Origin of the sequence: Halalkalibacter okhensis, from assembly GCF_000787375.1 — a bacterium.
GTDB lineage: Bacteria > Bacillota > Bacilli > Bacillales > Bacillaceae_D > Halalkalibacter > Halalkalibacter okhensis.
The window spans coordinates 24,217-38,006 of record NZ_JRJU01000010.1 but is presented as its reverse complement, the minus strand read 5'-3'; the positions used below and the strand labels follow the sequence as shown (position 1 = coordinate 38,006).

The window sequence follows — 13,790 nt, the reverse complement described above, 5'->3', positions numbered from 1 at the left end:
GAATACATAGATAGATTTTGCAGGAGCAGGTGATTAGATGAGTAAAGCAATAGGGTTAGAGACACCTATTAAGATTATTGACGTGACAGAGAAAGAACGTGAACGTCAACAATTAGTACAAGAAAAAAAAGAAAAAGGTATGTTTCAAGTATCGTTTTGTGGACATTTTTCAGCAGGAAAGTCAACCATCTTAAATTATTTACTTGGAGCAGAAATGTTACCAACAAGTCCGATTCCAACGAGTGCCAATATTATTGGGATAAAAAATGGCGAATTAGGTCTTACGGTTCATTCTTTAAATGGCGAGAAAAAGCAATGGACAGGGGAAATTCCTTGGCAAAGAGTGAGAGAATGGGGGATGAATGGCGGAGAGATTTCATCATTAACGATCCAAGCGCCTTTACCGTTTCTAGGTGATCACAGTGTGATTTATGATACACCCGGAGTGGATTCAACGGATCCAACTCATCAGGCTGTGACATTAGAAGCGTTATATACAACCGATTTTATTGTATATGTAATGGATTATAATCATGTTCAATCAGAAACGAATTTAACGTTTTTAAAACAGTTATCGGATGAAAAGAAACCTCTCTATTTAATTGTGAACCAAATCGATAAGCATGATGAATCTGAGCTGTCATTTGACACATTTGATAAGTCTGTACGCGACACATTTACAGCGTGGGGCATAAATATGATTAAACTAACTTATTTGAGTATGAAAGATCGTCATCATTCACTCAATCAAGTCACTCAATTTGAACAAGATATGAAAGCGGTATTATTTCATGGTGAAAAGCTACTTCCTTATGCGAAACAGCGTCTGCAACAGGGTTTTCACCTCAGTATCATTCAACGACTAGAAGAGGAAAAAGAAGATGAATTAGACCAAGTCAAAGAGCGGATGAATCAGGAAGGTTATTCAGTTGAGCAATTAGAAAGAAGACATGAAATAGCTGTGAAATACGATGAAACGTTTCATGCTAAAAATCGATTTGAAGAAGCTTTTGAAAAAAAATGGCAGGAACTTGTTAAGGATGTCACGATTTTTCCTTATACGACGACTGAATTAGTTCGTAACTGGCTAGAAAGTATTCAACCAGGCTTTAAAGTAGGGTTTTTATTTTCAAAGAAGAAAACAGTAGAAGAACAAGAGGTAAGATTAAAAGATCTAATTGAAGAAACCCAGGATAAAGTAAAAAGTCAACTAGAGTTTCATCTACATCAAATTTTTCAATCGTATGATTTTACGAAGTTATCGAATCGAGAAAGCGTCGAAAAAGAGCTCAAAAACTTACATGCAACCATTGACCGAACCTTTTTTCAAAAGGCCGTTCAAGCTGGGCCTAAAAATAGAGAATATGTCTACACTTTTACAAAGGAACGGACAGCAGCCGTCATTAAACAGCTACGCCAAAAAGCTGCATCCATTCTTGACCTCATGTCTAAAGGGATGCAACAGCATTGGGATGAAGAACGAATTGAACTAGAGAGAGAGCTTGAGGTATTGCATGATTTAGACGCTTTTGTAATGCAGCTAACAAATATTAAGGACCGGTTTACAGAGTGCATAAATGTTCAAAAAGACAAAGTAAATCAATATCAAGATGCTGGTGCTTATGAGAAAGTACTTATCGAGACGATGGAAAAACCGATACCAGATTTCCCTAAAGTCTCTTCCTTTGATGCTATTACTTTGCCGATGGAAACAGTGATAGACACAAACTGGGAACAAGAGCAAACGTACGAACAGATAGAGTTTGATGAAGAAAAAGCGGGCAAGTGGACGAAACAAGTAGAATCTGTTCTCTCCAACTATCGAGAAGAAAAACGGATGAACTATGAGCGATCCATTTTGACAAATAGACTTAATCGCTACCGAGATCAATCATTTACTATTTCATTATTTGGTGCATTTAGTGCAGGCAAGTCGAGCTTTGCAAATGCCTTACTAGGCGAAACGGTACTGCCAGTTTCGCCACATCCAACGACAGCAACGGTAAATGTCGTGAAACGATCAGAAGAAGGTCATGCTTCAAAAACGGCAATGGTGAAAGTGAAATCAAAGGAACAGTTAAAGAGAGAAATAGAGTCAGTTGCTTCTCATCTAGATAGCCATGTGCGTCTAGATACAATCCATATGTGGAAAGAAGATAAAAACGTAACAACAAGTTGGCAAAAAACATACCAGTCCTATTTGACCACTTTAAAAAATAGTATTGCAGAAGCAAAGTGGGAGTTAGGAAGTTCGTTTGAAGTGACTCTAGATAAGTTGCAACCATTTGTTGCCAATGAACATGATGCGTGTCTTATTGAAAAAGTAACATTGTATTTTGATTGTCCGTTAACAGAAAAAGGGATTGTCCTCGTGGATACACCTGGGGTAAATTCAATCCACGGCAGGCATACGAATGTTGCTTTTAAGCAATTGCGCGATTCAGATGCTATCTTTTACTTAACGTATTACAATCATGCCTTTTCAAAGGCTGATCAGCAATTTTTACAGCAGATGGCAAAAGTGAATGAAGGTTTTAGAACAGATAAGCTTTATTTCATTTTAAATGCGGCTGACTTGGCAAGTAGTCCATATGAATTAAACGGTGTGAAAAAACATGTATTCGATCAACTTGTACAAAATGGAGTACACAATCCAAGGTTATATCCACTCTCTAGTAAGCAAGGATTAGCAGCAAAACGGAATGGTCAGTCTGCAGGTGAATTGTTTGACGCATTTGAGAAGTCCTTTTATCAAAATACGATCACTGAATTAAAACGGTTAAGTTATGAATTAGTTAAAGAAGAATCGAAGAGATATGAGGCTATTTTAGAAAAAGGGCTCGAATACGCAACTGGGGAAGAAGCATCAAAAGCACGGAGAAGAAAACAGCTGGAAGAAAGAATCTCTTTGTGGAATGAAAAGATTGAATCCTATCAGCCATTAACTGCTGCACAAATAAGTAAACAAGAAGTAAGTCAGTTGTTTCTATATTTACGTGATCGAGCTCGGTATGTATTAGGTGATCAGTTTGCAGAGTCGATTAATGTTTCAACTGTTGTTGGAAATAGTAAACGTGCACAACAACAAGCGCTAATTTCGTCATTAAAAGAATGGCGGAGCGAAGGCGAGCATTATATAAAACAGGAACTTCAGGCAACGTTTGTGAGAATTGAATTAGCTCTTTATCAAGCAATAGAAGAATGGATTGAAGAGACCATTCATTCTATACGTACCGAGTTTCAGTCATTTTCAATGTCTCATGAAGTAGAAAAGGTCGACATAAGCCCGGGGACTATAAAAAGGTATATCCCAATTGAGGTAGAGTCCTATGGGAGCTATTTTCAATCATTAAAGGCTTTCTTTGAACAAGGAAAGGCCAAACAGCTGAAGGAGGACCTTGTGCAAGAGGGGGCGAAGAAAACAAGTGAATTGTTAAGAGAGTTAGAACGAGAAACTACAGAGCAATTGCAACGTCAATTTGAGGAGTTAGTTCATTCAGCAAAACAATCACTGATTGAAGCTTTGAGACGAGAGTTAGAACGATTCGATTCACTTTCTGACCCTAAACATGTTCAATCGTTAAGACAAGAGATCAAGCAATTAAAAGAGATCACGTAATTTAATAAAGAAGCCCTGCATAAGTGCAGGGCTTCTTGGTTATTCATTATCAGCTTCTTCTTCATTTGTTGCTGTATCGCCGTCATCAGCTTGTTCATCATCATCTTCCGGCTCATCTTCTTCGAGTTCATCAAGAGGGTCTGGGATTGTCTCGTCTTCTTCCTCAGTATCTTCCTCAATTTCTTCTTCAATTTCTTCTTCTTCTTCAATCTCTTCTTCCATTTTCACTTCAACAGAAGCTGGATCACTACGCAAGCTACTATCTTCATCTGATATAGCTATAACGCTAAAGACATAACTAGATCCTGGTTGAGGTTCTCCGAAGATATATTGCATCTCTTTCTTGCGATCAAGTGTTTGTGCGCTGCCGCCGTCTATAGCGACTTGTATTTCAAATGTGACATTATCGGCATGTTCTTCTGGATAATCCCAGGTGACAATAATTTGATCGGAACCTTCTTCATAGCTTGCCATCAGGTTTGTTGGCGCATTAAGTTGTCTATATTCGTCAGAAACACGAGTTGGTTCATTGCCACGAACAAATAGCTCATATATGATTTCACTTTGTGGTGTAAATTCACTAGGCAGTAATCCAGTAGAGCGTTCTACTCCGACACGTACAACAGAATTTGGCATCGTGAAATCTTCTGTTTCAATATCGGCTGAGATATTTTGCATAATAGCTTTGAAGATTTGCTGTGCGGCCTGACGTGAATTTGAACCACTAGGGAAATAGTTATTACTTATATCCTCAGGTTGTCGAGCAAAACCTGTCCAAACAGAAATTGTATAATTGGTTGTATAACCAGAGAACCAAATATCTGGGGCAGCACCTTCAGGATAGCCACGCGACTCACGAGTTTCACTTGCGAAGTTTGTTGTCCCTGTTTTACCGGCCATTGGTAGATTAGGGATGTTTGCTACTCCACCTGTACCGTTTGTGACTGCGGTTTTCAACATATCTGTAATCATATAGGCTGTATAATCACTCATCGCTTGACTCGATTCTGGCTGCATATTAATAATACGCCCATCTGGGAATTCAACTTTACGAACGGTATAGGGCTCAGTGTACGTACCATTGTTTCCAAAGGCAGCATAAGCTCCTGCAAGTTCTTTTGTTGTAACACCAGTATGAAACCCTCCAAGAGCATAAGCTTCATCCATTTCTGTTTGACCTTCTGGCAATTCAAACGGAATTCCTAAATCTTCGCCAAATGTTTGTGCGCGGCTTATGCCCACTTCTTGTAATGCTTTTACAGCGGTCACGTTCCTAGAACGCGCTAAAGCTGTCCGCATTGATAAAGGACCTTGAAATTGACGGTCAAAGTTATTAATCGGTGTTCCATTTGAATAAGAATGTGCCTCATCGACGATACGGTGGGCAGTAGACCACTGTAAATATTCAATTGCAGGTCCATAATCTAGAATCGGTTTAATCGTTGATCCTGGCTGTCTGCGGTCATCTGTTGCTAGGTTATAGCCTCGTTGATACCCAGTATCCTCACGCCCACTTCCAAGTGCCTTAATTTGACCAGTTTTCGTATCGAGTAGGGTAACGGCAGCTGTAAAATCTTCATTGTCAGGGTACACGTTCACAAATTCATCCGTTTGAAGGACATTTTCTACGTGTTCCTGTGCACTTACATCAAGAGTGGTATAAATTTTTAATCCAGCATTATAAATATCGTTAATTGTAATACCTTCCAATGCTTCAAGTTCTTCTAATACTTGGTTATAAAAGGCTTCATATGGATAAGACTCACGTTCGGTTAATACTAATTGATCGGCTAGAGGGATGGCCTGAGCTTCTTTGGCTTCCTCACTTGTAATTTTGCCGTGCTGCTCCATTAATGAAAGGACTAGATTTCGTCGACTTTCAGCCGCTTCAGGATTTTTTGTTGGATCGTAGAAGCTTGGGCGACGAGGGATCCCTGCAAGTAATGCAGCATCAGCAAGCGACAAGTCTTCAACAGATTTGTTAAAGTACGTACGTGATGCTAATTCAACACCATATACACCAGAACCAAGATAAATTTGATTTAAATACATTTCAAGAATTTGGTCTTTTGAATATTGTTGCTCTAACTTTATTGCTAAATATTGCTCTTGAATTTTTCTAGTTAATTGTTTTTGCTCATTTAAAAATAAATTTTTCACTAGCTGTTGTGTAATTGTACTAGCACCTTCAGCTCCAAAACCACCCGTAATATTGGCTCTTACTGCACCGAAAAGTCTTCTAATATCAATACCAAAGTGATCTCTAAATCGAATATCCTCAACAGCTATAAAGGCATCCTCAACTACTTGTGGTACATCTTGAATACTGACATTTTGTCTGCGTTCTGATGTCTCTAACTGTGATACAAAGACGTCATCTTGATCATAAAACTGCGATCCTTGTGTCAACATTAATTTCTCTTCGTCAAGTGGTGGAGCGCCTTGAATCATTGCAAAAACGGTAATACCACCTGCAATGACAGCTATAGCAGATAACGCGACCAGAGCAATAAATATCTTTTTCCAAATTCCTTTTTTACTTTTCATTGTCTTATTGTTTGATTTTCCACGGGCTTGTCGACGCCCTTGTCTTGTATTGTTCGTTTCATTCGACATCGTCTTTCTCCCTTTCTTTCTTTAGTTCATTTATCCTGTAAATAAACTGTGTCAATTACTTGTAAGTAATCAATACGTGGATGATATCCTATTTTAATCAAAAACCCCAATTTTTCAATATCAATCTTTCGAATGGACTTCCTAGATGTTTCTTTTTGTTCATAAAATTGTATTAAATGGGCGGCGTCAAGTAAGAAAATTTCATCAGTGAGTGAAAAACGCAAAATGACAAAAGCAATCCCATTTTGTTGCTTTACTTGTTTCATATGCTCAATCTGATGGTCATGAAAATTTTGCAATGGAAAAGAGGTTTTATTTTTCGTTTCTTTTGCTTCAAAATCTAAATAATGTCCCTTATAAACGCCATTATAATCGGTTGTTGATGCTTGTTTAAAATAGGCTTCTTTGATTACTGCTGCACTTCGCTTTGGATAATCCACTTGGACGATTTGTACGGGTGTCGGTTTCTTGTGAATAACAGCCATCGACTTCTCAAGATAATATTGGTTTGTTTCGTTTAAATCCTCTTCTAAAGTCATTCCACGATTGCTATACGTCAACTCTTTTTTTTGAACTTTTTTTGTAGGGGTACTTTTGCTCGTTAAAACGCCGTCCATTAGGATAACGTATCGCCATTTTTCACAAACCTTTCAAAACAAAATCATTTGTATGAATGGATCCACCGATAACTAGAAAAAGTATAAGTAGACTCCATCACATAATCTTACCATATTAAGTCAAGTTTCTGATATAAATTTTCTTGTAAAACTAACGAGGAGACATCAAAAGATGAAACAATTAAAAATTATAGATGAAATATGGAAAAAAACCGAAAGAGGTAATATCGATAATATTTCACGTACCGTAATGTATGAAAAATTTTATATGAAAAACCCTGAAATTAAGTGGGCTTTACTAGCAAGCCTAGTGTCAAGAAATGCTGGCTGGAATATGACGGATTTAAAGAGTAAATGGTTTCAACAATTAATTACAGAACCGTTTAGTGACTTGTTATTTCAAACATTTGAGCGAGCAAATTGGACGATTTTTGCAGATGCGTATCCACAACTGCTTTGGTATGAATTTTGTAAGAATAAAAAGAAAGCCGATTATTCATTACTTACTCAATTGCAAGTATCGGAATTTATGCAAAAGGAGTGGAAGAGATTTTGGGAGTACGGAGATGAAGAGAGACTTTGTACCTCATTAATTATCAATGAACAATTTACGATTGAAAAACCAGTTATGAAACACCCTTTATATCGAAAGAACGTTTTCTCAACTTTGCTATATTTCTTAGAAGAGCATGCACATATGAGTTATGTTATCTTTCCAACAATGGAGGGGAAAATATATGGGCTATATGTCCGTAACTTCAAAAAAGTTGACGCTAGAATATGGCTAGGCAGACAGTTACAATCCCTTTTGTTTCATCCTAATATCCATGCTTTTATCTATCAATTTTGTTTGCATACCGTACCTACAGGCTCAAGAAAAGATTATGAACAATACTTATTGTGGTCCACTGGCAACTCTTCCCCAAAACTAAGAGAAGCATATCCATTAGTCTCTCATCATTGGAAAGGGAAAATGGATTGGTCAAAATCGGTTACTAAAACGGAGTGTTATTATTCAAAGCTTAAAACCATTAAACCTGTAGATCGAACGAAGTGGTTGCAAAGTAAGTGGGTGGAAATCTATTTTTTGCACAAGGCGAAAAGTTATCTTTAATTATAAATAGATCGAGGGTACTGAAAAAGGTGAATGGACTTCTTCAGTACCCTTTATTAACGATTATTCTGCCGGACGGTTTGGCCCGCCTAATTTTTTATCACCTGTGTATCCTTGTTTTCTTTGTTCTTTTGTTTTGTCGGCAGTGTTCATTTCATTGTTTCGTTTGCGTTCTTTATTCAATGTGCACGCCTCCTTTCATTATTAGTATGCGAGTCTACAACTTACTACATTCATGATGAGGGAGAACAAAAAATAACAAGTTTTGTCAAAATCTGAATGGGATTAATTTTAAAAAGGAATATTCCCACTTTCTTTGACGAATCAGTTCTAGTTTTGTCAAGGGTGAAGGGATTTCTTTTCTAGAAGAGAATTCGTTGTACAAGATTAAAAATAGGGAGGTACGTCTGATGGAAATGACTATGAAAACAAAAGAGGTATCTGAGCAGCTAGGTGTGAATCCAACAACGGTACAACGGTGGGCGAAATATTTTGGTTTAGTTTGTGAGACAAATGAGCATGGGCATTATTTATTTACTAATGAACATGTGGCCATTATGCGAAACGTACAAGACCAGCTTAAGGAAGGAAAACGCATGAAAGATATTCAGATCGAAGATACAAATGTCAAGCCATTGGACGTAAAACAACAGTTTGTAGAAACCTCTATTTATGAAGAGAAGCTAGAAGCCGTGATGAGCAGGGTAAATCAATTAGATGAAAAAAATCTCTCAAAAAGCAGATGATGTTGTTAGCTATCAGCTGTTAAAGCATCGTACCGAATTAGAGGAGATGATGAAAATGATTAAAAATTTAGAGGAACGTCTAAGTGATATGGAAAACAAAGTTCATCAGCCGGTACGAACTGGATCAGATAATAATGAATTACCGCTAGTTGTTGGAGGAAATGTCAAGCCGAAAAAATGGCGATCTTTCATGCAGTTGTTTTCTTTATAATAAGGAAACAAATAGAGAGGCCGCTGAAAAAAGGTGCGAATTTCACCTCTTCCGGCAGACTCGAATAGACTTTCTTTTAATAAAAATTGATTTTCTGCTAAGATGGGAGCGGAGGTGCTGTAATGAATGAGGTAAACCGTTCCAAATTAATGACGTTAACTGATGAGTTACGACATTTAAATAAAGAAGCAGAGAAAATGTATGTTGATATAGTGAAAGTAGATGAAAATTATAAACCAGACTTTTACGGGGCTGTAAAACCTTTTGCTGAAAAAATAGATCAAATAAGGAGTGAATGGTTACCGTTAGCTAAACAATTTGTGCAACAGGAGAAGCCCTTGCATTTACATCCAAGTCAATTACAACAAACTGAAGAAAACCTTGAAATTGTTGCTATTAAGACATTTTATAAAGGAACCGGTAGAAAACGCCAAATGGAAACATATAAATCCGTCGAGTATGTTCTACAACAATTGAGCGAAGCATTAAAAAGCTAACATAAAAAATGACACATCTCCAAAAGGAAGGTGTGTCATTCTTATACTTAAAGGAACTTTTTAAAGACTTGTATCGTAGGAGCTTTTTAACTCTCGTTTTGGTAGCTGCCATTTGTAATGAACCGATAACATTCTTAGAATAATCACAGTAATAAATAAGATCGTATAGCCAACCGATGTAGTAACAACATGAAGACCAATCAATGCACCGGCAACCATCGTCCAAACAATATATATTTCTTGTTGCAAAAATAGCGGTTTTCTTCCGGCAAGAACGTCTCGAATCATACCGCCACCTGTGCCGGTTAATGCAGCAGCGACAATGACCGCTGATAATGGATGCCCCATCTCTGTTGCATAGATTGCACCTTGAATAGCGAAAGCGGAGAGGCCAATCGCATCAAAAAGAATTCCAAATTTTATCCATTTTTGAAGCAGCAGAGTAGGACACAAGAAGGCAATGGTCATGACAACAATTGCAACAATGAATAATGCCCCTTGCTCCCAAAGTGCAGAAACCGGTACGCCAATAAGGAGATTCCTTACAGCTCCTCCACCAAAAGCGGTAACAAGACCTAAAATATACACACCCATTAAATCATATTTTTCTTCCATGGCAACGATGGCTCCACTTAGCGCAAAAGCAATTGTTCCAATGATAGTTAATACTTCCCACATATTAAGTCAACTCCAAGTTAGTATTATACACATGAAAAAACGTGGACATCATGTCCACGTTCTGTGTCATTATCCATTATCACGAAATGAAAAGAAAATCATAGTAATAAGTGTTAATATTGACATAATTGTTAGAGCTAGTACAAGCATACCGGATGGTTCGCTACTTGCAGCTTCTTCAGCTCCACCACCGCCTGCACCAAGAACTTGTGCTGGTAAAAGAAATAACACAAATAATACGGCTGTAACTAATGAAATCTTTTTTTTCATGGTCAACCCTCCTTGAATAAAACAAACCATGTTTTTAAATGACATATGTATTTGTTATAAATTTCAATGTATCTTCTTTATTATAGATACGAATTATTAAATAATCAATCATCAAAAAAGAATTAAGCGGAAACGGCTTCATTTGTTCTTTTATAGCTTTGTATAGAGAGGGGTTACGCAATGAATGACGGTGTGATAAGATAAACGTATTGTAAAATGTCAGATAGTTTTTAATTGAAAGGATTACGATTATGGGAACCGTACATATTGAGGATATTATCATTGCAAATCAACGTTTAAAAGATGTAGTGACACATACACCTTTACAAAGAAATGAAGTATTATCAGAGCGTTATCAATGTAACGTTTATTTAAAGCGAGAAGACTTACAAGTTGTTAGGTCTTTTAAAATTAGAGGTGCATTTCATCAAATCTCCAGTCTATCAAGGGAAGAGTTAAATAATGGGGTCGTTTGTGCGAGTGCCGGTAACCATGCTCAAGGTGTTGCTTATTCATGTCGAACGCTAAAAATTAAAGGGAGAATCTTTATGCCTTCAACGACACCGCGCCAAAAAGTAGATCAAGTGAAATTTTTTGGTAAAGAATATGTGGATGTTGTGTTATCAGGTGATACATTTGATGATTCGTTTAATGAAGCAATGGCATATTGTACTGACAATGAAATGGCTTTTATTCACCCTTTTGATCAAGAAAAGATTGTTGCAGGACAAGGAACAGTTGGAATGGAAATAATGAACGATATCGACGAAAATATCGACTATTTATTCTCCTCAATTGGTGGCGGCGGTTTAATAAGTGGAGTTGGGACCTATATAAAAAGCATAAGTCCCCATACAAAAATAATTGGTTGTGAGCCAGCTGGTGCTCCCGCGATGAAAGAATCCCTTAAGAAGGGGCAAGTAATTGAGCTCGAAAAAATTGATAAGTTTGTAGATGGCGCTGCCGTGAAGAAAGTCGGACAAATTCCATTTGAAATTTGTCAGAGTGTCTTAGATGATATTGTGTTAGTTCCTGAAGGGAAAATTTGTACAACGATTCTGGAACTGTATAATCAAAATGCAATTGTTGCAGAACCAGCCGGAGCTATGTCTATTACCGCTCTTGATTTTTATAAAGAAGAAATTAAAGGGAAAACGGTTGTATGTGTAGTTAGTGGTGGAAATAATGATATTGGAAGAATGCAGGAAATGAGAGAGCGATCTTTAATTTATGAAGGGCTTCAATATTACTTTATTGTTCAATTTCCTCAGCGTGCTGGAGCGCTAAGAGAATTTATTCAAGATGTGCTCGGGCCAGATGATGATATTACACGTTTTGAATATACAAAGAAAAACAACAAATCAAACGGACCGGTTCTACTTGGAATCGAACTAAAATGCCGTGATGACTATCCGGGCCTCATTGACCGTCTTATGAAAAAAGGGTTTGATTATCAAGAAATTAATAAAGATGAAAGCTTATTTCATTTACTTATTTGAGGCAAGCAAAAGGAGGGTCATCAGTGATTGAACAACAAAAAGGAATATTACTCGAAAGTGGAACGAACGAGCTAGAAGTGATTGCTTTTGGGGTTGGGGCAGGGACGTTTGGCATTAATGTAATGAAAGTAAGGGAAATTATCCAAGCACCACCTGTCACACCAATGCCAAATAGTCACCCGCATATTGAAGGAATTATCCGCTTAAGGGATGAAGTGATAACAGTCGTGAATTTGTCAACCGTTTTAGGTCTTGGACAGTCCCAAAATCCAAGTCAAGACAAAATGATTATCTCAGAATTAAATCAAATTAAAGTGGCTTTTCGTGTGCAGAATGTATCAAGAATTCATCGTATTTCTTGGGAACAAATTGAAAAACCTGCTGAGCTTTCACAAGGTTTAGAAAATGCAACTACTGGTATTGTCAAAATGGACGATCAAATGATTTTATTACTTGATTTCGAAAAAATTGTAGTTGAGATTAATCCTGAAAAAGGAATGAATGTCGAGCAAGTAAAAGCACTTGGAAAACGTACAAGAAGTGACAAGAAGATCGTTGTAGCTGAAGATTCAGCGATGTTACGAAAGCTACTTCATGATACGCTTGCTGAAGCGGGTTATGATCAAATCACATTTTTTGAGCACGGCAGAGGTGCCTGGGAATATTTACAATTTTTAAAGGATGAAGATCAAGACGTCTTAAAGGAAGTCCAGCTTGTTATAACGGATGTGGAAATGCCACAAATGGATGGGCACCATTTGACAAAGCAAATAAAGGGAGATGAAACGTTAAAAAATATCCCTGTTGTGATCTTCTCTTCATTAATTACAAGAGACCTTTACCATAAAGGGAAGGGTGTAGGAGCAGATGGTCAAGTTAGCAAGCCAGAAATTATAAAACTAATTGAAATGATTGATCAATTAATTTTATAAAAAATAAACGAGAACGATAGATTTATACCTTTATATGTTTTGTTGGTCACAATGAACAAAATGTATAATCTTTCAATAAATCTATGAGTGTTCTCGTTTTTTTATATGTAAACATGAATAAAAAATGCATAATTATTGTTAGTTAATTTAACAAAGTGTTAGTAAAATCTAGTTATCTGATAATTCTGATGAATAAAAATTCATGTATATACATTGACCAATCTATCTTTTTCTCGTAAGGTAGTTAGTAGAGAAAGAGAGGTGAGGTGCAATGTTAGAACGACTTAAAATGGTTTCATTGGTAATAATTGGATTATTTCTTACTTCGATCGGGTTAAAGTTTTTAGCTTTGCATGAGCTTACTTTTGGAGGAACAGCAGGACTTGCGACAGTATTAACATACATAAGCCCTTGGTCGTGGGGTGTGCTGTTTTTCTTAGTGAACTTACCATTTTTCTGGATGTCATTAAAAAAGTTAGGCAAATGGTTTACCATTTCCAGTTTTATGTCGATTATTGGAATCTCTATTGTTCGTGACGGATTGGATTTATTGCCTTTCTTTTCGGTACCAATGTGGCTTGCAACGATATTAGCTGGGTTGTGTATAGGGTTTGGAGTTACATTAGTTTTAAATAATGGATCATCACTCGGTGGAATTCACATTTTAGCACTATACTTAGATCAAAAATGGAACATTAATCGAGGGTTTTCCATTTTCATTTGTGATCTATCCATTATTGTGTTTGCAGGTCTTTTAGTTGGATGGGGTAATGCTTTCCTATCTGTCCTTGTGATCTTTGTAGCAAGTGTGATTATAGGGCGTTACAAGAAATCACCGATTAAAGTTCCAACGGAGCAACCAGTGTATGAAAAAGCTCAGTCACAGACAATGTCTGAGTCATAAAGATTAGGTGTAAGTGGAACTATCTTAAAACCTTGAGCAAAGGAGGTACCAAAAGGTCAATAATACCTTTTGCACCTCCTTTCTTGT

At 37.0% G+C, this 13,790-nt stretch carries 12 protein-coding genes and 1 pseudogene; 8 read left to right on the top strand and 5 right to left on the bottom strand.

What is annotated here, in order from left to right; all coding sequences use genetic code 11:
* Window positions 1–37: 37 nt before the first annotated feature.
* Complete coding sequence (locus tag LQ50_RS09205; RefSeq protein ID WP_034628433.1) at window positions 38–3,619, top strand: dynamin family protein; 3,582 nt, start codon at window positions 38–40, stop codon at window positions 3,617–3,619.
* Window positions 3,620–3,658: 39 nt separating this feature from the next.
* Here LQ50_RS09205 and LQ50_RS09200 read toward each other — a convergent pair whose 3' ends face one another.
* A complete protein-coding gene (locus LQ50_RS09200; protein ID WP_034628430.1) occupies window positions 3,659–6,235 on the bottom strand; it encodes a PBP1A family penicillin-binding protein in 2,577 nt (858 codons plus the stop codon).
* A 26-nt stretch (window positions 6,236–6,261) separates the two neighbouring features.
* Window positions 6,262–6,871 (bottom strand): annotated as a pseudogene (gene recU / locus LQ50_RS09195) (Holliday junction resolvase RecU).
* Window positions 6,872–7,024: 153 nt separating this feature from the next.
* Here recU and LQ50_RS09190 point away from each other — a divergent pair.
* Complete coding sequence (locus LQ50_RS09190; RefSeq protein WP_034628429.1) at window positions 7,025–7,966, top strand: DUF2515 family protein; 942 nt, start codon at window positions 7,025–7,027, stop codon at window positions 7,964–7,966.
* A gap of 63 nt (window positions 7,967–8,029) precedes the next feature.
* On the opposite strand, the gene LQ50_RS25745 is transcribed toward LQ50_RS09190, so the two are convergent.
* The gene (locus tag LQ50_RS25745; protein ID WP_202595369.1) at window positions 8,030–8,149 is read right to left on the bottom strand and encodes a spore protein; all 120 of its coding nucleotides are present in this window, start codon (window positions 8,147–8,149) and stop codon (window positions 8,030–8,032) included.
* A 227-nt stretch (window positions 8,150–8,376) separates the two neighbouring features.
* On the opposite strand from LQ50_RS25745, the gene LQ50_RS25980 reads away from it, so the two are divergent.
* The 3 genes from LQ50_RS25980 to LQ50_RS09180 all read left to right on the top strand — a co-directional run bounded on the left by LQ50_RS25980 (window position 8,377) and on the right by LQ50_RS09180 (window position 9,420).
* Window positions 8,377–8,712, top strand: coding sequence for a MerR family transcriptional regulator (locus LQ50_RS25980; RefSeq protein WP_052144673.1), 336 nt, complete (start codon window positions 8,377–8,379; stop codon window positions 8,710–8,712).
* The gene (locus LQ50_RS25975; RefSeq protein WP_052144672.1) at window positions 8,684–8,923 is read left to right on the top strand and encodes a hypothetical protein; all 240 of its coding nucleotides are present in this window, start codon (window positions 8,684–8,686) and stop codon (window positions 8,921–8,923) included. Before LQ50_RS25980 ends, LQ50_RS25975 begins: the two co-directional genes overlap by 29 nt.
* Before the next feature lie 122 nt (window positions 8,924–9,045).
* Window positions 9,046–9,420: a YppE family protein gene (locus LQ50_RS09180; protein WP_034628427.1), complete on the top strand. Its 375-nt coding sequence runs from the start codon at window positions 9,046–9,048 to the stop codon at window positions 9,418–9,420.
* A 60-nt stretch (window positions 9,421–9,480) separates the two neighbouring features.
* Here LQ50_RS09180 and LQ50_RS09175 read toward each other — a convergent pair whose 3' ends face one another.
* Window positions 9,481–10,098 (bottom strand): trimeric intracellular cation channel family protein, encoded by a 618-nt coding sequence (locus tag LQ50_RS09175; protein ID WP_034628425.1) that lies wholly within the window; start codon window positions 10,096–10,098, stop codon window positions 9,481–9,483.
* 69 nt (window positions 10,099–10,167) lie between these two features.
* On the bottom strand, window positions 10,168–10,368 hold the full coding sequence (locus LQ50_RS09170; protein ID WP_034628423.1) for a hypothetical protein: 201 nt from the start codon (window positions 10,366–10,368) through the stop codon (window positions 10,168–10,170).
* A 251-nt stretch (window positions 10,369–10,619) separates the two neighbouring features.
* Between LQ50_RS09170 and ilvA the strand changes: the two genes are divergently transcribed.
* From ilvA to LQ50_RS09155, 3 genes are all read left to right on the top strand, one after another.
* On the top strand, window positions 10,620–11,867 hold the full coding sequence (gene ilvA, locus LQ50_RS09165) for a threonine ammonia-lyase IlvA (RefSeq protein WP_084138696.1): 1,248 nt from the start codon (window positions 10,620–10,622) through the stop codon (window positions 11,865–11,867).
* 26 nt (window positions 11,868–11,893) lie between these two features.
* The gene (locus LQ50_RS09160) at window positions 11,894–12,799 is read left to right on the top strand and encodes a chemotaxis protein (protein WP_034628625.1); all 906 of its coding nucleotides are present in this window, start codon (window positions 11,894–11,896) and stop codon (window positions 12,797–12,799) included.
* A 271-nt stretch (window positions 12,800–13,070) separates the two neighbouring features.
* On the top strand, window positions 13,071–13,703 hold the full coding sequence (locus LQ50_RS09155) for a YitT family protein (RefSeq protein ID WP_052144671.1): 633 nt from the start codon (window positions 13,071–13,073) through the stop codon (window positions 13,701–13,703).
* The last annotated feature ends 87 nt before the right edge of the window (window positions 13,704–13,790 follow it).